Raw genomic sequence first — 20784 nt, 5'->3', positions numbered from 1 at the left:
TATTTCAGCGATGCTTACGGCTGGCTACGCTTACGCAATTGCTGATTGCGCTCATCCTCAAACAAATTAAGACAAAGACCTTTAAGAGGTTTTACCACGCAAAACCTGTCCTTCTTTGAGCTATGGAAGGACAGGCTTGAAGTTTAGTTTAAGGCAAGGAGAGGTTTGTCAAACTCACGTTTTGTTAAGTCTGCGATCGCAGCAGTAAGCGTTTTGTAGTGAATAGCAAAAAGTCCAAACTCAAAATCCTGCCAATTAAATCGTCTCAATCAATCTCTGTGTATTGTTTTCAGGCTTTCTAACTCTTAAATTACGCACACAGTCTTGTTTTTTATCCTGCTGCCACAAAAACTCCCAGTAAAACGGGAAAGACTGATTGGACTGATACCAGTTTAAAAGGTGAGCCTCTGATTAAGTTTAACGTTCTCTAATATGAGTTGTGGCTCGTCAACGTTGGATTAAATGTTGTTCGCACAGGAGTATAAACAAGTTGCTAAAGCTTTCACCAGAATCTCCTCTATTTATTTTGTTGATTATTATTAGTTTCTTAATAGTAACTTTAGCTGCTTGGCTATCATCTAAACCATTTGTTATCAAACAATTTGGATTCAACGATATTATACAGCTACTCGCATTACCATTTTTTATTTCTCTATTGCTGGAACGCTCTTTAGAAGTTTTTATAACTACTTGGCGAGGCCCAGCGGCAGAGCAATTAAATATTAGTGTTCAACAACAGAAACTTTTAGTTCATGAACATAGAAATTTTCTAGAAACGCAACAAAAACAAAATCCATTAGCTTCTTTAGAATATAATCAAATCAATGAACTTCCTCCAGTGGGAATGAGCTTAGAGCAGCAATTTATCCAAAATTTCACCCAAAATCAAGAAGAATTATCTAACACAACCAAATTACAGATTGATAATTTCAATAACAAAATTTATGAGCTAACTGAAAAAGAGAGGAAAAGAGTAGCTTATAAGTCTGATACACGAATCATTGCGTTATGGACATCCCTTTTGTTTGGTCTTTTAATCAGTGCAATAGGTATTCGCTCAATTGAGCCACTGGTGATTATTGATTCAGATAATTCAATGCAAGTAATTCTTTTTCGTTGTTTAGATGCATTGTTAACAGGTGGTTTAATTGCTGGAGGTAGCGAGGGAATTCATAAGCTCATACAGGTTTTTATCGACTTTATGGAAGCTACATCCAAACAAATCAAAGGCAAGGGATTGTCGTGACGTACTCACGCTTACCTGTACTCAGGAAGCGTGAGCTTCTCAGAGACTCTTCAATGAAGACATAATCTGAGCTTTGAGATCGTGCGTCCCACGATTCTTTATGTTTATAGCTGCATTTAGATCCCTGCACAAAGTTGTTAGACAACTAGGGCAATTATGTAATCTTTGAGATAGCGGCTTCTTGACTTTTTGACCACAGCTAGAACATTCTTGACTAGTGCCGTTTGGATTTATAGCAACTACTTTGAGTCCAGCGTTTTCGGCTTTGACACTAAGTATTGAAATAAACTGTCCCCAACCAGTATCATTTACACTTTTAGCCAATCTTGATTTAGCTAGTCCTTTGATATTCAGTTTTTCTACCGCGATAACATCATATTTTTTCAATAGGTTGTTAGCAGTTTTGAAGTGAAAATCTTTGCGAGTATCGGCAACTTTTTTCTGTTGGATACCTAACTTTTTGATTGCCTTCTTTCGACGGTTAGAACCTTTCTTTCTACGGGAAACTCGACGTTGTGCCGACTTGAATTTACGTTCAACTTTGCGTAAAAACTTGGGTGCTGTTATACGGTCGTCATCAGAAGTAACAATAAAATCAATCAATCCTACATCAATACCAACAATGTTATCAACGTCAAAATCAGGTTTTATTGTTGGAATTGTTTTGTCTTCTAAGCTGAGAGTGACATAATAACCATCTGCTTTTTTGGTAACAGATACAGTTTTAATATCAAAACTATCTGGTATTTGACGATGAACAATTACTTTGACAGTGCCTATTTTTGACAAAGTTATTTTATCGTTTTGAAAATACTCCTTTTTGAATTGTGGATAGATGAAAGTCTTGTATTGACCTTTACCCTTGAATCTTGGTTTACCGCTATGCTTGCCCTTCGGGTTCGCAGTCGCTCTACTTGGGAAGACCCCAAGACCACGCTGCTCACCGTTAGTATCACCTTTTAACCAGCGTTCAAAAGCTATCTCAACCTTTTTAGGCACTTCTTGCAATACTTGAGAGTGAATACCTTTGTACCAAGTTCTATCCTTCTTCAGTTGAGTTAGGGATGCTTGCTGGCTAAAACGGTTAGGTTTATCTTTTAACTCTGGGATATGACAAACAACTAAAGAACATCTATCAATAGAACAACGATTTTGCTCCAACCACTCAAACCTTTGTCCAAGTTGATAGTTGTACTGACAACGTAACATATCTAGTGTGTTGTCAATTATTTCTATTTGCTTTTTTGTTGGCTTTAAGCGGTATTGGTATGATGTTCTCATTTTGTTTTCTTTGTTTCGACCTATTGCTATAATCACACAAAGGATAGCCAACTACTACCCAATGAAAAATAAAAGACTAAGCTTAAGAATCAGCGAAAGAAGAATGCTGTTATTGCAAACTTATGCTGCAACTAAAGACAAGACCATTACATCTTTGGTAGAAGACTGGATTGATTCTCTAAATGCAGAAAAAGTTCGTTCGTCATCGACCAACTATCCTGATTGAACTGCGTTCAATTTTGATTGTTGGTCAATTCCTTACTCACGCGCATTCATCTCGACACTTCCTTTCAGGTAAGTGTGAGACTTCTGCTGTAAAAGTTAAACTGGTAACTGGGGAATATTCGTAGTGCTCAACAAGCTTAAGCTGTTCACCTTGGTTTTGTGGTGAAGTTGGGGAATCCTGGGCGCGACTCGGTGATTGCCGAAAGCCGATTTAGCAACGCATTGCTGATTACTTGTCAAGGTCAATAGCGTAAAATCGGCAACTAAACTACTTAGCGCTTAAAAAAATTAACATGAGTCAGTTAAAGAAGTGACACAGATAGAGTCAAAATATACTTTAATTCAACCAAATTATTTAAGTATATACTTATACGGCTGCGGCTTATGTCATCGCCCCTTGAGCGCCCGCTGAAAATTGAAATTAGTCTGCCATCATCCGATCCTCGGTTATTAAAAGGACTGGATATGTGGTTGCGCTTGGGTTTGATATCTGACACCCAAGTTAGGCAGCTATGCCGAGAGTTTCTCGTCTGTGAGGTGATATTACAACCTCTAGCTCAACCCGCAACTTCCGATCCTGTGCAGCATTTGCCTTTGACAGTTCTAGAATCTCATAACCGCACACAACCGCGCCAAAAGGTAGCTAAACCCAGCTTTCTCAGCACGATGTTGCAGTCGCTAGGGGCGGAGTTGAGTGTCCGATGGCTGCTGTTTCTAGGAGTATTCCTAGTAGTGTTGTCTTCTGGCGTACTGGCTGCTAGTCAGTGGGAGAGATTTCCCGCCTCTGGACAGTATGGGGTTTTGTTGGCTTATACCTTGAGTTTCTGGGGCTTAAGCTTCTGGGCAACTAAACAAAGTAATCTCAGATTAACGGCTCAGACATTGCTGATTGTCACTCTTTTACTAGTGCCAGTAAATTTTTGGGCAATGGATAGCTTCCAGTTGTGGCAAAATCCTTTGGACTGGATTGTAGTCGCGATCGCCTGGCCTCTTCTCACAGCTATTACTGTTTTAGTCTGGAATAATCGAACTATTTTTCCGAATTTAAATATTGGTAATTTACCTTTAATTAATATTCTGGGGTTGAGTTATCTGCATTGGGGTTGGCAATTCCCAGGATTTCCCTTAATTGCCGTTTATTTGGCAATGATCGGCACAGCTATGATTACGGTTTATCACAATCGCGCTCGCCAGCATCAGCCGTTAATTAGTGGGCAGCATAGGAGCGATCAAGGAATTAGACTTGGGATTACTTCGCCAGCTTTAGTAGTAATTTACGCCTTAGCAGTGCTGCTAGTGCGAGCAATTTTTGTTGTTCGATTAGATGTTACTCAGTTGGGGTTAGCTATTGGTATTTGCGGCTGGTTGATAACTTGGTTAGCAGAGCAGGGAAGGGGGAACAGGGGAGCAGGGGGAGACAAGGGAGAAAATTCTATCTTGTCTTCCTCATTTCCCTCATCCTCTTTACTGTGGGAGAAACTTGGCGGAATCTTACTGTTGCTGGGTTGGCTGGTTTCGGTAATACCTTATCCGTGGCAAGCAATAGCTGTATGTGGTTTGGGTTTGTGGTTTGAGGGAAGACGCTTACTAAGGTACAGTTTAAAGGCTGACTTAGCGGCGATTTTTGTCATTGGCTTACAGACTATTTGGCTGGGTTGGCGGTTAGTACCTTCTGGGCTACAGCAATGGGCGATCGCAACTGGCACATATCTCACCAATGCTCAAAATGAACCTTGGGCGTTACTGGGTGTAGCTTTATTTCCATACATAATTTTGACGGTGGTACTCAATGAAAGCTTGCATCGCCTCCAAAAGCATGAATTGGCTAAATTTGGCGAATTGTTAGCGCTGTTATTTGGCGCTTTTTTAACAACGATCGCTTTTATAAATCCGGCGTTGCGATCGCTAAATTTCCTGTTTTCCACCGCCACTCTCGCCACCATCACTAAACGCCGCTCCTCCCCTCCTCCCTCCCTGGTATACCTAACTCACATCATGGGGGTGCTGACATTTTGCTCTACCATCAATTGGCTTGTGCCAACTCTCAGTAAAGAAGCTTGGGCAAGTATTTTATTAGCTGTAATGGTGGCAGAATGGGGATTTAGTCTTGGTTCTCGCGTAACGTCTCAAGGTGATGAACTATGGCGACAAAGTTCTTGGTACATAGGTTTAGGGTTAGCTGCCGTTAGTTTTATCCTATTGTGGGTAAATGCTAAATCATCTTGGTATGGTGTAGCTGATAGCCAAGACCATTGGGGAATTATTTGGCTAGCTACGCCTTTAGCTCTCACTGGCGTTGCCAATCGCACAATAGAGCGTCGTACTCAAAACAGTTACTTGAGCATTTTGGCTGTAGGCGTCGCCCAGTTACTTACTTTGCAGCTACCAGGAACTAGATTAATTGGTTTGGCTGTGGGTACGGGGCTGATGTTCACAAATACTCGCTATTTGCGAAACCAAGCAGCAGCGGTAATCACGGTAGGCTTTGGGCTGAGTTTCATCGGGGCGCTGTTGTGGACGGGTTTACCTGGTTTTTCTCGCCTGACGCTAGCAGGTTGGTTTCTTGTGGGGGCGATCGCAATCTTAAGTTTATGGTTAGCACGTACAGCACTTCTGTGGCGAGGTAACGAATTAGCAAATATCTATGCAATAGCAACTAATAAATGGGCGATCGCCTTGTGTGGTTTTGAGTTGTTAATGCTGACGTTGCACTCAGTGTTAGTTTACCAGGGGATTGTTTCGCCAGGATTTTTGTATTTCACTGCCACTGCTATAACCTTGGGAGCGATCGCTTATCGCAGTTGGCGAGAACCAACAGACTGGGCATTTTATAGCATCGGTTGGTGTCTAGAATTATTAATTGCTGAAGTGCTGGGATTTGGAGAATATTCAACTGTTAGAATTGCAATCGCCAACATCGCCTTGGGTTTGATTGCTCAACTTTCAGGAGAGTGGTGGCGGCGACGACATCAATTAGAAAGACTTCCTAGCAGCTTTCACATTCTGCCCCTGATCTATGGTGCATTTAGTGTATTGCTACGTTTAGATACCTTTACTAACTGGACAGGCTTGTGTTCCTTGGGTGTAGCTTTAATAGTCATTGGTGTAGGGCGACGCCGCGAGAACTTCAAACCGCTACTTTACTTAGGAATTATCGGCGTATCAATTTCTGCCTATGAACTTTTGCTCTACCAAATGTCACAAGCCAGAGGAGGAGCATTAGGCGATGGATTAATTGCCATGTCTGCTCTTGGCACTAGCATCATGTATGCTTATCGCATCCTTTCACCTTGGCTTGTAGGCTACTTACGCCTGACTTCGCAAGAACTCAAAAGAATTGCTCATATTCACTGGGCTTGGAGTAGCTTTTTATTGATGGCTGCTATTCCTACTCCCATTGAGGTTAACCGTTTGGTAGGATTAGCAACCGGGGTATTTTTGATTCGATATGCGATCTTTCAGGGACGGCGATCGCGAATTGTACAACAGTTACTACAACTAAGGGAACCTTCAGAAATTCCAAAAGTCGGAAGCAGCCAATCCTCAGACTTATTTGCACAACGTACAGCTTTACTTGTTAACGAAACTCCCCTCTACAAGTTGGGAGGAATAACAATAGCAGAGATGTGGGTTTACCTCGGCTTATTAGAAGTAGCTGGGATGAGAATTTACTGGCGCGAGACAGCAGTAGGACAATTTTTGACTGGGCCGCTAATTCCTTGGAATGGTGCGATCGCCTGTGTGGTAGCTTATTTTCTGTACATTCTGCCTTGGGAAAATTGGGGTTGGTCTAAAAGACCTTGGCAACAAGCTGCATACATTGTGCCATTGATAATTTTATGGGAAACCAGACTGCGAGTTTACCCAATCAGCATACTAATCGCCGCTGGATTCTACATCTTCCTCGCAATATTAGGTAAAAACATCCGTTTTACTTATATTAGTGCGGCATTGATTAATTGGGCGCTTTACCGCTGGTTTTATAACTTAAACCTAATTGATGCTTTGTGGTATGTAACACCAATTGGGTTATCACTGCTTTATATTGCTCAAATAGATCCCCAGTTGAAACTACCAGAATATAAAGTAGCTCGCCATAGTTTTCGGTTGTTAGGTAGTGGTGTAATTTGTGGGTGGGCAATTTTATTTCATCAAGACACACCTCTGATACCTGGAATTTTCAGCCTCATCGCCATTTTTGCCGGATTAGCTTTGCGAGTCCGGGCTTTTCTTTACATTGGCACAGCCACATTTTTGCTCACCAGTGTTTATCAATCAGTAATTTTAAGCTGGCGTTACCCCTTTATGAAATGGGTTGTTGGTTTGCTAGTAGGTATCGCGCTGATTTCAATTGCAGCTAACTTTGAAACCCGTCGCGCTCAACTAACTGCCCTAATTCGCAATGCCATTGATGAATTTCAATCCTGGGAATAGGAAATATTCTAACGTTAAAGAATTAACATCAGGACTTATACCGATTCAATTAATGATTGCAACAAATCCTTTGGTAGAGACGTTGCAATGCAACGTCTCTACATGGTCTATCTGTCACATTCTTTTTTTAAATTGGTATTACGCACACTCTATGAATTCTTCTCTACGAGACCAAGGCGTTGGCGGAGCCAGTAGTATGCGTCCGGCACCCAGGCAAACGATAAATTAAGCTTTTTGGCAATTTTTGCGTAAGTCCTGTCCAGTTTTCACCTTTAGAACTCAGAACTTCGTGCTCAGAACTCGGAACTTCATGCTCAGAACTCGGAACTTCATGCTCAGAACTCGGAACTTCGTGCTCAGAACTCGGAACTTCATGCTCAGAACTCGGAACTTCGTGCTCAGAACTCGGAACTTCGTGCTCAGAACTCGGAACTTCGTGCTCAGAACTCGGAACTTCGTGCTCAGAACTCGGAACTTCGTGTTCATCTCTTCTCCTCCCTACACCCCCACACCCATTTTCAAGCTAGGTTTATAGAATAGATAAATACGAAGCTTTTGATAATACCAGGAGGTGACTTATGCAGAGTGTAAATCGCTCCTGGCCGATAAGAAACTACGGTATTGCTGTACTCGCCAGCGTTTTAGCACTGTTATTTTCCCTACTGATATCGCCACTGCTGGAGAACGTCACCTTCTCAGCGTTTTTTGCAGCGGTGGTGTTGAGTTCGTGGTTTGGAAATCGCGGCTCAGGTCTGCTAGCAACTTTTCTCTCTACCTTGGCTGTTGCTTACTTCTTTTTACAGCCCATCTATTCACTGTCTGTTGTGGCACTAGATAATATTATCCGCTTGGGCTTATTTGTTGGTGTCTCTGTGCTAACTACTGAGTTGAATGCCGCTTGGAGACGGGCAGAATTAAAGCTGCGAGAAAGCGAAAGTCGCTATCGTGAAATGATCGAGGCGGTGCAAGACTATGCCATTTATAGACTAGACCCAGAGGGGCGAATTGTCACCTGGAATGCTGGGGCAGAACGCATCAAAGGTTACACAACTAAAGAAATTTTAGGTCAGCATTTCTCCCGATTCTACACAGCCAGTGACTTAGAGCGAGGTCATCCCACCCAATCCCTTCAGATAGCTGCATCTCAAGGAAAGTTTGCCGAAGAAGGTTGGCGAGTCCGCAAAGATGGCTCGCAGTTTTGGGCGAGTGTTTTGCTAACAGTTATTCAAGACAAACAACAAAAGCTACGCGGCTACTCTAGTGTTGTACGTGATATTACAGAACGCAAACGAGCTGAAGATGAGTTGCGGGTGCGATCGCAACAACAAGAGGCGATCGCTCAGTTGGGTCAATTGGCACTCTCTGGCATCAATCTGATGGCGTTAATAAATGAAACTGTCACCCTGGTAGCTCAAACTCTGGACGCGGAATACTGCAAAGTATTAGAGCTATTACCACAAAATGTGCTGCTACTAAGGGCAGGTATAGGATGGGAAGCTGAATTAATCGGTCATGTCACAGTTAGCACAGGTAGTGATTCTCAGGCAGGTTATACGCTGCTTTCCACTCAGCCTGTTGTGGTGACAGATATTAACACAGAAACGCGGTTCCGTGGTTCTCCCCTGCTGTATGACCACAGAATTATCAGCGGTCTCAGCGTAATTATTAATGGACATCAGCCACCTTGGGGCGTTTTGGGTGTCCACACCATCCATCAAAGAATTTTTACCCAAAATGATATTAATTTCTTGCAAGCGGTTGCTAATATCCTGGCTGATGCAATTAATCGTGAAGAATCAGCGCAAGCATTACAGCAAAGTTATAACCTGCTGCAAAGTGTCATTGAAGGCACAAATGATGCCGTATTTGTTAAAGACCTCCGGGGGCGCTACAAACTGATTAATACGACAACAGCGCGAATTTTGGGTAGAACCAAAGACGAAATTATTGGCAAAGATGATACTGAGATACTTACGGCTGACTTTGCAACTGTTATTAGAGAAACCGATCGCCGTATTATGACCACAGGCAAGGCAGAGGTTATTGAAGAATTAGTAATGGAAGCGGGTAGCCTTCATACTTTCCTATCTACTAAAGATCCCTACCGGGACGCACAAGGAAACATCATTGGCATAATTGCCATATCACGAGACATCACAGAGCGCAAGCAGGCTGAAGCAGCATTATTCCGCTCGAATCAGCGTTTGGAAACCTTGCAAGCAATTGACCGGGCCATCTTAATGGCAGAGTCATCAGCGCAGATAGCCCAAGCCGCTCTAGAACGCTTGAGTAGTATTATTAGCTGCCAGCACGCTGCTGTTATCTTGTTTAACTTCAATACAAGTGAAGCCCAAATCCTGGCGGGGCAAATTGCTCTTAATGTCACTGGGTCTGTGATCCCGATTAGCTATTTAGTACCTGTAGAAATGGTTAGGTATCGAGAACCTACTTTATATATAGAAGATATTGCCACCTCAAGCATTCGTACACCTGCCCTAGAGAGTCAGTTGGCAACAGGTTCTCGAAGTTTTCTGGCGGTAGCGTTGCTAGTTGAGGGCAATTTGATCGGAGACTTGACTCTATTTGCCAACGAACCTGCGGCTTTTAATTCAGAATACCAAACGATCGCCACTGAAATCGCCAATCAGTTAGCGATCGCGATCCAGCAATCCCGACTGCGAGAACAATTACAAAACTATGCCAATGAATTAGAGCAACGAGTCGCTGACCGGACAGCTGCCCTTGTGGAAGCCAACGATGAACTTGAAACCTTTGGCTATTCTGTCTCCCACGACTTACGCGCCCCTCTGCGATCAATGCAAGGCTTAGCTCAAGCACTACAAGAAGACTACAGCAACCAATTAGATAGCGATGGGCAAGAGTATATCGAGCGGATTGTTGGCTCTGCACAACGGATGGATGGGCTAATTCAAGACCTGCTCGACTACTCACGCCTGAGTCGGGCTGAAATTCAGCTTCGTGTACTCAACTTGACAGAAATTGTCACAGAAGCCAAAAATCAACTAGAGACAGAATTGCGATCGCGTCAGGCTCAAGTAACTGTAGAACAACCACTTCCAGAAGTTATCGGTCATCGCACAACCCTAATACAAGTGATAACTAATCTATTTAGCAACGCCATCAAATTTGTCCCTGCTAACAAGCAACCCCAAATCCGGGTAAGGACAGAAATAGTGGAGAGCAAAGGAGCAGGGGAAGAATTCATAACTCCCAACTCAGCACTCACTTGTACAGACGCGATTAATCCCGTCTGTACTCAGCACTCTTCACTCCCACGAGTTCGCCTCTGGGTAGAAGATAACGGCATTGGCATTGCACCAGAGCATCAAGAGCGAATTTTCAACGTCTTTGAAAGATTACATGGTGAAGAGAGTTATCCTGGCTCTGGTATTGGCTTAGCCATTGTCCGCAAAGGTGTTGAGCGTATGGGGGGACAGGTCGGTGTAGAGTCGTTAGTAGGCGAAGGTAGCCACTTTTGGATTGAACTACAAACAGATACTATGAAAACATGAACACAGATCAACAGACCATTTTGCTGGCAGAGGACGACTCTAATCAAGTCCTGCTCATTCGGCGTGCCCTACGCAAAGCGAATCTGACACAACCGCTCCAAGTTGTTACCAATGGGGAAGCCGCCATCTCTTACCTCTGTGGTGAAGGAGATTATGCTGACCGTAAGTCATATCCTCTACCGATGCTGGTTTTGTTAGATCTAAAAATGCCCCGGAAATCTGGGTTTGAGGTTTTGGAGTGGCTGAGGCAGCAACCTGAACTGAAACGCTTACCAGTTATCGTACTCACAACTTCCAAAGAAAAAACAGACATTCACAAAGCGTATGACTTAGGTGTCAACTCTTACTTAGTCAAACCCGTCGCCTTCAATGACTTAACCGCAATGGTAAAGTTACTTGATGACTACTGGGTGAATTTGAATCAGCAACCGTTCTACACCGATTGAAAGTTTAGTAGAGACTGCACTGAAATCTAGAACTCTTTATCCTCTCTGCGTCTCTGCACACGCCAGTCGCCTCAACGGGGGGCTTCGGGGCCCCCACGAAGTGGGGATGGGGGGAGACCCCCGCACAGCGCTGGCTCCTCTGCGTGAGATAAATTCATATTCCACTCAGCAACGCCAAATATCCCTTATGTAAATTTTAAGTATCCATTTTGCCTCCCCATGCACATTCTCATCATTGACGACAATCCAAATGACCGTTTCATGATTATCCGAGAAATGCGCCGGGAGTTTCCTGATGTAGAAGTGGAGGAAGTGGGTGCTCCAGAAGAGTTTGAGCAAGCACTGGCAGCAGGTCGCTTTGACCTAACTATCACCGACTATCAGCTGCGTTGGACTAATGGTTTGGAAATATTGCATGCTCTCAAGCATCGCTACCCTGATCGTCCTGTGATTATGTTTACAAACACGGGAAGCCAGGAAATTGCTGTTGAAGCAATGAAAAGTGGACTTGATGATTACATCCTCAAGTCAGCTAAGCACCTTGTTCGGCTATCGGCAACGGTAAAGTCTGTCTTAGAGCGCAATGAAAATCTACGTAGAGCCAGCTTTTTTGAGAACCGCCTGCAATTCTTGCTTAACCAATTAAATGTTGGTGTGTTTCGGGTAATTCCCGACGGAAGACTACTCGAAGTCAACAGTGCCTTTCTCAGGTGTCTGGGGCTTAGTTCTTTAGACGAAATCCGCTCTAATAATTGCTTTGATGAAATTTTTTCCAAAGCGGGGGATATCATGCCAGAGCAGAGACGAGAACGAGAATTAAAGTTACGTAGAGCAGATGGTAGCTCGTTCTGGGTTGCCGTGAATGAAACTCTCAATACTACTGATGGAGATCCGGTTATTGATGGTCTGATAGAAGACATCACTGGGCGCAAACGCGCGGAAGAAACACTAAAGCGTTACGCATCAAGACTACAAACTCTACAGGAGTTAGATCGCTCAATTCTGCGGGCAAGTTCTCCTACAGAAATTGCTCAAGCTGCCCTTGCTTACACCTATCCATTACTTCCTTGTGAATTATTGGATGTGACATTGTTTGACTTGGAACATCAACAAGCTTCTGTGCTGGCTGTTCAGTCTAGCAATCAGATTGGCTTTAGTAGTGATGAAAGTTTATCATTGCAAGACTTTGGCGACATTAGCATTTTGCAACAAAACCAGGTGGTGATTATTGAAAACCTGGCTGAGCATCCCAGATCCTATCGTGTCCAACAACGACTGTTTGACCAAGGCATTCGCTTATTAATAAATGTGCCTGTGATTGCTCAAGGACAGCTCATCGGTTCTTTGAATGTGGGAGCAATCCAGCCCAAGTCATTAACTGAAGAAGACGTAGAAATCGCCCGTGAAGTGGCGAATCAGCTAGCGATCGCCATCCAGCAATCTCGTATGCGTGAAGAATTACAGTGCTACACTGAACAACTCGAACAACTGGTTAGCAACCGTACACAACAACTAGAAGAAGCAAATAGTGCTTTAGAAGCTTTTACTTATTCTATCTCGCACGACTTACAAGAACCTCTGCGTGCAATGCGGGGATTTGCCACTATTTTGTTAGAAGAATACGAAACCGCATTGAATTCAGTCGGGCAAGATTTACTGAATCGGATTACCAGCAGTGTGGAGCGGATGGATAATCTGCTGGTGGACTTATTAGACTACAGCCGCTTGAGTCGCGTTGATTTGCCACTTCAACCAATTAATCTCAACTCGCTAGTCACACAAGTGCTGACGCAACTAGAACCATCGCTAGAACGACAACAGGCTCAAGTAATTGTCTCAGAACCCCTGCTGGAAGTTGTAGGGAACTACCGGACTGTTGAGCAGATTGTCACAAATTTACTAACTAATGCCATCAAGTTTGTCGTTCCCGGAGTTCAACCCCAAGTTCGAGTCTGGACTGAACGCCGCAATCAGGGCGATACCTCCGGCACGCTACGCGATCGCTGGGTGCGTTTGTGGATAGAAGACAATGGAATTGGCATCCAAGCTCAGTATAGTGAGCGAATTTTTGGCGTTTTTGAACGTCTGCACAGCATTGAAGCTTACCCAGGAACAGGAATTGGATTAGCGATCGTCCGTAAAGGCATCGAACGTATGGGCGGTCAAGTCGGTATGGAGTCAGAAATTGGTCAAGGTAGTCGTTTTTGGATTGAACTACCAGAATTTGTTCAGTGAAGGGGATTGGATATTAGGGGGGCAGGGGAGGCGAGTATCAAAGCCTCGTTCACGAGTATCAAATAGGACTTACGCACTGAAGCCTGAAACCCTGATCCCCCCTAACCCACGCCAGTCGCTCCACTTGGGGAGACCCCATCGCATGATTGCGTCTCCCCAACTCTTGGAGACGCTACTTCGCGTTGGGAGAAGACCGCGCTGGCTCCCCTTAAAAAGGCTACGGTGTACACACAAGTCTTTTAGAGTTGCCCCACAGGCTTTTGATCCCCTCAACCCCCCTTCAAAAGGGGGGCAAAAACCTCTCAAAGTCCCCCTTTTTAAGGGGGATTTAGGAGGATCTACAACGATTTTGGTTTTGTACAGAGATGTGTGTACACCGTAGCCTTAAAAAGGGGGGAACGTCTAAAGCCCCCTTTCTAAGGGGGTTGGGGGATCTGAGTGCGTAAGTTCTGTCAAAGCCTCGTTCACGAGTATCAAAGCCTCGCCTCCCCTGCCCCTCTGCTCCCCCTGCCCCTCTGCTCCCTGCCCCTCCGCCCCTTAAAAATCCCCAGTAAAAATATCAATGGTAAAATAGGACAACTTTAATAAAAAGTCAATAACTGTCTATTTTCGTTAGAGTGGGATAACAATCAAAGTGTGAGGGTTGATACTGATGCGAGTCTTGCTAGTGTATCCGATATTTCCTAAAACCTTTTGGTCATACGAAAAGATTTTGGCATTAGTCGATCGCAAGGTTTTGTTACCACCTTTAGGTTTAGTAACAGTAGCGGCAATTTTGCCTCAAGAGTGGGAATTTAAGCTGGTTGATCGCAACATTCGCCCAGCCACAGAGGAAGAATGGGCATGGGCAGATGTAGTAATTCTCTCTGCAATGATTGTCCAAAAACAAGATTTACTTGACCAAATTCAAGAAGCAAAACGGCGTGGTAAGTTAGTCGCGGTGGGTGGCCCATATCCTACTTCTGTACCTCACGAAGTTCAAAATGTTGGTGCAGATTTTCTGATTTTGGATGAAGGGGAAATCACCTTACCGATGTTTGTGGAGGCAATTCAAAAAGGAGAAACCTCTGGAACATTCCGCACCGCAGAAAAACCTGATGTCACAAGTACACCAGTACCCCGTTTTGATTTATTAGAATTAGATGCTTATGACATGATGTCTGTGCAGTTTTCGCGCGGATGTCCCTTCCAGTGCGAATTTTGCGACATTATTGTTCTTTACGGTCGCAAGCCACGCACCAAAACCCCTGCACAACTTTTGGCAGAGTTAGATTATCTCTACGAGTTGGGTTGGCGGCGGGGTGTGTTCATGGTAGATGATAACTTTATTGGCAACAAGCGGAATGTCAAGTTGTTGCTCAAAGAGTTGAAAGTCTGGATGGCAGAACACAAGTATCCCTTCAAATTTGACACTGAAGCTTCAATTGACCTAGCCCAAGACCCAGAATTAATGGAGTTGATGGTTGAATCTGGCTTTGCTGCGGTGTTTTTAGGAATTGAAACACCGGATGAAGACAGTTTGCAAATGACAAAGAAGTTTCAAAATACTCGCAGTTCCCTAACTGATGCAGTACAAAGCATTATTAAAGCTGGGTTGCGCCCAATGGCTGGGTTTATTATTGGGTTTGATGGCGAAAAAGCTGGTGCAGGCGATCGCATTGTCCGTTTTGCAGAGCAAGCAGCAATTCCCTCTACGACTTTCGCCATGTTACAAGCGTTACCCAATACCGCGCTGTGGCATCGCCTGAAAAAAGAAGGACGACTACGGGAAAATCAAGATGGCAATATCAATCAAACAACTTTGATGAACTTTGTTGCTACCCGTCCTCTAGAAGATATCGCCAGAGAATATATTGAAGCTTTTTGTGCTTTATACGACCCCATACAGTATTTAGATCGCACCTATCGCTGTTTCTTAATGATGGGTTTGCCAAGTTGGAAAGCGCCAGCCAAAAAGCCAGAGTTGGTGGTTGTGAAAGCGCTGCTAATTGTGATTTGGCGACAAGGAATCAAACGCGAAACCCGCTGGAAGTTCTGGCATCATTTGTTTAGCATCCTCAAGCGTAACCCTGGAGTTGTTGAACATTATCTTGCCGCCTGCGCTCACAACGAGCATTTTCTTGAGTATCGCCAAATTGTGCGCGATCAAATTGAAAGTCAGTTAGCTGAATATCTAGCACAAGGCGCAGAAAAACCGTATGTGCTTGTGAAGGAAAAAGCTGAGGAAAAAGCTGAAGCGGTAGTTAGTTAAGCGTAGTAACTGGGAATGGGTAATAGTAAGAAGTTATCTATTAACAGTTACCAATTAGCAGAATATAAATAATGGCGATCGCTTTTTAAGTTGAGAATTTAAGAGCGATCGCTTTGTTTTTGACTTTTATGAGATAAATACTTTTTTATGTCTTATTATTACCTACTCTATGCACTTTGCTCATGTTCTCAGGACTTACGCACTCAGATCCCCCAACCCCATTTTTAAGGGGGTTTTAGAAGTTTCCCCCTTTTTAAGGCTACGGTGTACACACATCTGTGTACAAAACCAAAATCGTTGTATATCCTCCTAAATCCCCCTTCAAAAGGGGACTTTGGGAGGTTTTTGCCCCCCTTTTGAAGGGGGGTTGGGGGGATCAAAAGCCTGTGGGGCAACTCTAAAAGACTTGTGTGTACACCGTAGCCTTTTTAAGGGGAGCCAGCGCGGTCTTCTCCCAACGCGAAGTAGCGTCTCCAAGAGTTGGGGAGACGCAATCATGCGATGGGGTCTCCCCAAGTGGAGCGACTGGCGTGGGCTGGGGGGGATCTAGGTTTCAGGCTTCAGTGCGTAAGTCCTAGTTCTATTGGAGCAAGCTGAATCACTACCCTTTGATTGAGAGCGTGAGCAATTTTTTGCAGCATTGAAAGAGAGTGCCCTTCGTAATCAGCATCTTCAAGCCGTGCAATCACAGGCTGTTTTGTATCAACAAGTTCAGCAAGCTGTTTCTGTGTTAACCCTGCTTTTGTTCTGGCTTCATAAATCAGCTGTGCCACCTCTGCATTTATAGAGGCTGACTCCACCATTAACTCAAGCTCAGGATCGCTGCTGATCATCTTGTTGATGATTTTTATTGCATCGCGAGTCTTCGCCATCCTCTTGTTCCTCTACGTAGGTATGAACTTCTGGGTTTTCTTCAAATAAAAGCTTTCGTGTGATCGCCCGTTCAATATCAATTAGTGGTACAGCTGCTTCTTCCTTTGTAATGGCGTGTGCGAGAATCGCTACGTTTTGCCCATGAAAGAAGTACAAGATGCGGTATTACGCAAGTAATCAGCCGCAGGGCGACGGAGTTCGTATCCTGATGCTGAAAGTTGTTTGATTCGAGCAACACAGTTTGCATAACCTTTGCGGTCTTCTTTCAAAAGTCGCGTCAGCCATTCAAGGACAGGAACTTTCCCTTCCTCTTCCTGGTAAAAAACAACTTTAGTTTCAGGCACAGCATCCCTTCAAAATATAACAATATTGCTATTTACTTTATATGCTAGCCGAAAGGGGTTATAGCAAAATTAATTTGCCGCTGTTTGAGCTTCTTGATAAATTATTTCCTGAAACTGGATCATGTCTTTTTGCGGATCAGCGTGGCTAACTTTCACTAATATCTGTTCGCCCAAATTCACAGAACGTTTGAAAATCATTGGTAACTGTAAGCCCAAATCTTCTAACAGAATTAGTGCCAAGTTGCTGTCTTCTCGCAGCCACATCAATACTGTCACACTCCAAGTTTGTTCTGGATGACGGCGCAGATATTCTAAAGCCCAATATCTATTAGTTTGCCGTTCTACCATCGTCACCTCTTGGGTGGTAGTAGTGACAGTCATCATCACTTCTTTGAGTTGTTCTGCTGAAAATGGCAGCATTTCGCCGCGCAAATGGGCTTTAAGTTGAAAATGGGTTAGTAAGTCACTGTAGCGACGAATGGGAGAAGTCGCTTGAGTGTAAGTATCCAAGCCCAAACCAGCATGGCGTAAAGGCGTGATGCTCATTTCACTCTTGGGCATACAACGACGCATGGCGCAAGCGCGAACAAATCCTGCGGGTAGCTGGAGTAATTCCTCTTCTGGGGGTAATTCTGGCTGCGGCTGACCGCGAAAGGGCAGAGGTATGTTATGAGCTTGACCGTAACGGGCAGCAACTTCACCAGCCAGAATCATCATCTCTGCTACTAGTTGCCGCGATGCAGAATCATCTAAAATGTCAATGTTGATCTCGTCACCTTTGACTTTGATCATCGCCTCTGGCATATTGATGCTAATTGCGCCTTGAGCATACCGCCAAGCTCTGCGCCGTTGTGCCCAAGTGGCGATCGCTTCAATTTCTGGTTCTGCTTGTACTCCTAATTCCAGCACTTCATCGGCATCTTCGTAGGTGAGGCGATAAGTCGGCTTAATAAAGCTGGTATGAATACTGTAATCTTCTACTGCTCCAGTTAGATCTAGAACAATCCCAAAGCTGAGGGCGCAACAAACCCGTCCCTGTACTAGACTCATCGGCCCAGTTGCCAGTAACTCTGGAAACATGGGAATCATTCCAGTGGGCAGGTAAACTGTACTACCCCGCTTTCTGGCTTCGAGATCTAAATCATCTTCTGGCGCTAACCACCGGGTGGGATCGGCTATATGCACCCACAGCCGCTCTCGTCCATCAGGCAATAATTCCCAACTCAGACCATCATCGATCTCAGTAGTACTTTCATCATCAATTGTGTATGCCTTCAGGTGAGTCAAATCTAGGCGATTTGCATCTAAGTCGGTCGGTGGAAAATCCAAACGCTGTTGCGCCACTTCTAATACCTTATTAGGAAACTGAATCGGAATTGAAGAACGACGCAGGAACAAGTTCTCGTAAGGACTCCACCAACCTAAGTCCACCAAAAGTTGAAAGGCTCCTGGGGGAGTTGTGGGGCGTCCCAGCATGGTCATAGTTTCTAAAACTGGAGCCGGGGGAGGATAGGCGCGAGCCAAAGAGTCATAATTGACCCCCATCCGCACGGTGTCAGCAAGCAGCGCTGCATATTTTTCCAATCCTTCTAGGCGCTGGAGATCGTGGCGCTGCCACTCTACTGCTTCACCTTTAAGCGCCTGCTCTACGCGAGCCAAAAATTCCTGCTGTCCCTTAGCTTTTAGAGCCTCTACTTCCATCTGGTGCTTGCGTTCTGCTACCTGAGCAGCAGTTCGCGGCTCGTAAGCCTCCGCTTTTTGCTTGAAGTAGAGTTTGTCCTCTGATAACAAGCAGTGAGCGGCATAACAATAAAGCGCGTCTGATTCAGAAAAAAGCAGATTCGCCATTTGGTTTGGGGTGACAGTTTCCCCGTCCTCAACCAGTAATTCCCAAGCTACTTCTAAACTAGATGGATCTAAATAAGCCTGGGCTTGCTCCAAAAAGCTGGGAATCTCTGATGGCTTGTAGGTTTGTCCGTTAACTGTATAAGTAATTTGTCTAGGCGCGAGGCTGTGGGATTGACCACGTTCGTCTACCACAAACCAGCGGGTTTTGCCGTCTGGACGATCTACGACACCCAGACGACGATCGCCTTGAACCCTAAATTCAACTAGCGTCCCCTTCTCCACAACTCTCGCGCTTTATTTGGTGAACAATTTAAATATTTTGTAAGTTAAGAGTTAAGAGTTAGGAGTTAGAAGTTTTGATTCTTAACTCATCACTCATCACTCATAACCCAGCACTTTTTTAGCCTTCTGCATTGATAAATGGCAACAAAGCCACAATCCGCGATCGCTTAATTGCTAATGTCAAATCTCGCTGTTGTTTACACGTCAGTCCAGTAATCCGGCGGGGTAATATCTTGCCTCGCTCGGTGATAAACTTACGCAACAAATCAACATCTTTGTAATCGATTGGTTCTCCTGGCTTGATCGGAGACAGGCGACGACGATAGTAGCTCATCTTTACTTAATTTCCTTGTGAACGGTATGTTTGTTGCAGTGGGTACAGAACTTTTTCAGTTCTAGACGATTGGTTGTATTGCGACGGTTCTTGGTGCTGGTATACCGTGAAACACCAGCAGAGCGCTTATCTAGGTTAGTGCGACACTCAGTGCATTCTAGTGTGACTATTATGCGGGCGCCTTTGCTCTTAGCCATAATCTTACAAACAGTAAAGCCTGAAGAGAATTAACACAAATGACTATCTTCTCACATTACGACGCAAATTTTCAACTAATCGCTTAACTTTTATATCTAGCGAGTAGCCTCGACGCGACGAAACTATGAAAGTTCCTGTATAGCGATCGTGCAAAGCTTGCCGCATCTGAGTATCAGAGAAGGCAGTAGCACAATCGATTGCCAGGGGAAGTACTAGAAGTATAGCAGTAGGATTGGCTCTAATGTTACTCAGGGCAATTGACACTAAAAGCGCACCACAACCAATGATCGCCTCACGCTTCAGCAGCGATCGCAAATCTGGGATTCTGCCCACTACTTGCCTATCTTCGACTTCCAACACTTTTAAATCGAACGCCCAACGCCCTAAACTTTGCCCTTGATTGTTGTATACCAACACTACCCGCAAAATTAGCCAAGCTATGACAAAAACTAGAATCTGCACAAATTGAATACCGGGATTGTTGCCTCCTAGCAGGGAACTGACTAACCAGACAACCAGGAAATCAAGTCCCAATGCCATACCTCGCCGCCCAATCTCAGCCTTGGGATAGTGTTTTTGGGTAACTCTTTCAATGGTCATACAAAACAGGTATTTTTATTTAGGGGTTGGCAAATAATCATTGCTTCTATTTTTTATATTAAAGTGATGACTGTGGTCATAGAAAAATTGATTTTTGCTTAATATAGAAAATCATTCCACATGAATATCATTGCTGAAACTGACCGTCTTATTATCCGTACTTGGAGTCCCCAAGCAGACACAGGACAAGCGTTTTATATTTATAGTGATCCCGAAGTTACGCGCTTTATCATAACTAAAGTGGATAGCGTTGAAAGTTCAAAAAATTTGCTGAAAAGATGGATTACAAAGTCACAAGAATTGAACAATGGCAGTGGTTTTTAGGCAATTCTTCCTAAAGAGACCGAAGAAATTGTGGGAACGATCATCCTCATCCAACTCCGAGATGAAGATGAACAATTGACCCCAAATTACGAAATAGGGTGGCATCTCAAGAAATCCGCTTGGGGAAAAGGATATGCTACCGAAGCCGCGAAAGTGATTCTGGATTACGGATTTAAGACTTTGAAACTTCCTGTAATCTATTCAATTGCCCGTTCTGAAAACACAAACTCACTTCGCGTGATCCAGAGGTTAGGAATGACTCCAGTAGGACGTACAACCAAGTATTACAAAATGGAACTAGAAATGTTTAAGTTAGTTAACCCAATGTAG

The 20784-nt window shown here is 44.1% G+C and carries 17 protein-coding genes; 9 read left to right on the top strand and 8 right to left on the bottom strand.

Features of this window, described 5'->3' with window-relative positions; genetic code table 11:
- The first annotated feature begins 439 nt into the window (after nucleotides 1–439).
- Nucleotides 440–1246: a hypothetical protein gene (locus tag HCR01_RS17790; protein ID WP_320073130.1), complete on the top strand. Its 807-nt coding sequence runs from the start codon at nucleotides 440–442 to the stop codon at nucleotides 1244–1246.
- 39 nt (nucleotides 1247–1285) lie between these two features.
- Here the strand turns inward: HCR01_RS17790 and HCR01_RS17785 are convergent, their stop codons facing one another.
- Entirely contained in the window at nucleotides 1286–2527 is a 1242-nt protein-coding gene (locus tag HCR01_RS17785) for an RNA-guided endonuclease InsQ/TnpB family protein (RefSeq protein ID WP_193197473.1), read from the bottom strand.
- Nucleotides 2528–2630: 103 nt separating this feature from the next.
- On the opposite strand from HCR01_RS17785, the gene HCR01_RS40030 reads away from it, so the two are divergent.
- The 6 genes from HCR01_RS40030 to HCR01_RS17750 all read left to right on the top strand — a co-directional run bounded on the left by HCR01_RS40030 (nucleotide 2631) and on the right by HCR01_RS17750 (nucleotide 15651).
- The gene (locus HCR01_RS40030; RefSeq protein WP_264299917.1) at nucleotides 2631–2753 is read left to right on the top strand and encodes a hypothetical protein; all 123 of its coding nucleotides are present in this window, start codon (nucleotides 2631–2633) and stop codon (nucleotides 2751–2753) included.
- 383 nt (nucleotides 2754–3136) lie between these two features.
- Nucleotides 3137–7186 (top strand): DUF2157 domain-containing protein, encoded by a 4050-nt coding sequence (locus HCR01_RS17780; protein WP_193197457.1) that lies wholly within the window; start codon nucleotides 3137–3139, stop codon nucleotides 7184–7186.
- A gap of 578 nt (nucleotides 7187–7764) precedes the next feature.
- A complete protein-coding gene (locus HCR01_RS38780; protein ID WP_226889408.1) occupies nucleotides 7765–10719 on the top strand; it encodes a PAS domain S-box protein in 2955 nt (984 codons plus the stop codon).
- Nucleotides 10716–11165, top strand: a complete 450-nt coding sequence (locus HCR01_RS17760) for a response regulator (protein WP_193197456.1) — start codon at nucleotides 10716–10718, stop codon at nucleotides 11163–11165. Before HCR01_RS38780 ends, HCR01_RS17760 begins: the two co-directional genes overlap by 4 nt.
- Before the next feature lie 219 nt (nucleotides 11166–11384).
- Nucleotides 11385–13400: an ATP-binding protein gene (locus HCR01_RS17755; protein WP_193197455.1), complete on the top strand. Its 2016-nt coding sequence runs from the start codon at nucleotides 11385–11387 to the stop codon at nucleotides 13398–13400.
- Between the two features lie 652 nt (nucleotides 13401–14052).
- Complete coding sequence (locus HCR01_RS17750; protein ID WP_193197454.1) at nucleotides 14053–15651, top strand: B12-binding domain-containing radical SAM protein; 1599 nt, start codon at nucleotides 14053–14055, stop codon at nucleotides 15649–15651.
- 560 nt (nucleotides 15652–16211) lie between these two features.
- Here HCR01_RS17750 and HCR01_RS17745 read toward each other — a convergent pair.
- The 7 genes from HCR01_RS17745 to HCR01_RS17720 all read right to left on the bottom strand — a co-directional run bounded on the left by HCR01_RS17745 (nucleotide 16212) and on the right by HCR01_RS17720 (nucleotide 20130).
- Nucleotides 16212–16523 carry a helix-turn-helix domain-containing protein gene (locus HCR01_RS17745; RefSeq protein ID WP_193197453.1) on the bottom strand — a complete coding sequence of 104 codons (312 nt, stop codon included), beginning with the start codon at nucleotides 16521–16523 and terminating at the stop codon, nucleotides 16212–16214.
- Nucleotides 16465–16680 (bottom strand): hypothetical protein, encoded by a 216-nt coding sequence (locus HCR01_RS38775; RefSeq protein WP_226889407.1) that lies wholly within the window; start codon nucleotides 16678–16680, stop codon nucleotides 16465–16467. The genes HCR01_RS17745 and HCR01_RS38775 overlap by 59 nt, the downstream gene beginning before the upstream one ends.
- Complete coding sequence (locus tag HCR01_RS38770) at nucleotides 16653–16868, bottom strand: hypothetical protein (protein WP_226889406.1); 216 nt, start codon at nucleotides 16866–16868, stop codon at nucleotides 16653–16655. The genes HCR01_RS38775 and HCR01_RS38770 overlap by 28 nt, the downstream gene beginning before the upstream one ends.
- Before the next feature lie 69 nt (nucleotides 16869–16937).
- A complete protein-coding gene (locus HCR01_RS17735; protein ID WP_193197452.1) occupies nucleotides 16938–18998 on the bottom strand; it encodes a ribonuclease catalytic domain-containing protein in 2061 nt (686 codons plus the stop codon).
- A 118-nt stretch (nucleotides 18999–19116) separates the two neighbouring features.
- Nucleotides 19117–19332, bottom strand: coding sequence for a 30S ribosomal protein S18 (rpsR, locus tag HCR01_RS17730; RefSeq protein ID WP_162397070.1), 216 nt, complete (start codon nucleotides 19330–19332; stop codon nucleotides 19117–19119).
- 2 nt (nucleotides 19333–19334) lie between these two features.
- Nucleotides 19335–19529, bottom strand: coding sequence for a 50S ribosomal protein L33 (gene rpmG, locus HCR01_RS17725; protein ID WP_162397071.1), 195 nt, complete (start codon nucleotides 19527–19529; stop codon nucleotides 19335–19337).
- Between the two features lie 43 nt (nucleotides 19530–19572).
- Nucleotides 19573–20130, bottom strand: coding sequence for an RDD family protein (locus HCR01_RS17720; protein ID WP_193197451.1), 558 nt, complete (start codon nucleotides 20128–20130; stop codon nucleotides 19573–19575).
- 120 nt (nucleotides 20131–20250) lie between these two features.
- Between HCR01_RS17720 and HCR01_RS38765 the strand changes: the two genes are divergently transcribed.
- The gene (locus HCR01_RS38765) at nucleotides 20251–20454 is read left to right on the top strand and encodes a GNAT family N-acetyltransferase (RefSeq protein ID WP_226889405.1); all 204 of its coding nucleotides are present in this window, start codon (nucleotides 20251–20253) and stop codon (nucleotides 20452–20454) included.
- A 3-nt stretch (nucleotides 20455–20457) separates the two neighbouring features.
- A complete protein-coding gene (locus HCR01_RS38760; RefSeq protein ID WP_320073133.1) occupies nucleotides 20458–20784 on the top strand; it encodes a GNAT family N-acetyltransferase in 327 nt (108 codons plus the stop codon).

The organism is Nostoc sp. MG11 (genome assembly GCF_014904695.1).
Lineage (GTDB): Bacteria > Cyanobacteriota > Cyanobacteriia > Cyanobacteriales > Nostocaceae > Komarekiella.
The sequence above is the reverse complement of the archived record's forward strand: the minus strand, read 5'-3'. Positions and strand labels throughout refer to the sequence as shown.

Excerpts from the sequence above, each read along its gene's own strand:
- rpmG (WP_162397071.1), bottom strand. The coding sequence starts at position 19,529 with ATGGCTAAGAGCAAAGGCGCCCGCATAATAGTCACACTAGAATGCACT.
- HCR01_RS38780 (WP_226889408.1), top strand. The coding sequence starts at position 7,765 with ATGCAGAGTGTAAATCGCTCCTGGCCGATAAGAAACTACGGTATTGCT.
- HCR01_RS38765 (WP_226889405.1), top strand. The coding sequence starts at position 20,251 with ATGAATATCATTGCTGAAACTGACCGTCTTATTATCCGTACTTGGAGT.
- HCR01_RS17755 (WP_193197455.1), top strand. The coding sequence starts at position 11,385 with ATGCACATTCTCATCATTGACGACAATCCAAATGACCGTTTCATGATT.
- HCR01_RS17750 (WP_193197454.1), top strand. The coding sequence starts at position 14,053 with ATGCGAGTCTTGCTAGTGTATCCGATATTTCCTAAAACCTTTTGGTCA.
- HCR01_RS17720 (WP_193197451.1), bottom strand. The coding sequence starts at position 20,130 with ATGACCATTGAAAGAGTTACCCAAAAACACTATCCCAAGGCTGAGATT.
- HCR01_RS17780 (WP_193197457.1), top strand. The coding sequence starts at position 3,137 with ATGTCATCGCCCCTTGAGCGCCCGCTGAAAATTGAAATTAGTCTGCCA.
- rpsR (WP_162397070.1), bottom strand. The coding sequence starts at position 19,332 with ATGAGCTACTATCGTCGTCGCCTGTCTCCGATCAAGCCAGGAGAACCA.
- HCR01_RS17760 (WP_193197456.1), top strand. The coding sequence starts at position 10,716 with ATGAACACAGATCAACAGACCATTTTGCTGGCAGAGGACGACTCTAAT.
- HCR01_RS17745 (WP_193197453.1), bottom strand. The coding sequence starts at position 16,523 with ATGGCGAAGACTCGCGATGCAATAAAAATCATCAACAAGATGATCAGC.
- HCR01_RS40030 (WP_264299917.1), top strand. The coding sequence starts at position 2,631 with ATGCTGTTATTGCAAACTTATGCTGCAACTAAAGACAAGACCATTACA.
- HCR01_RS17785 (WP_193197473.1), bottom strand. The coding sequence starts at position 2,527 with ATGAGAACATCATACCAATACCGCTTAAAGCCAACAAAAAAGCAAATA.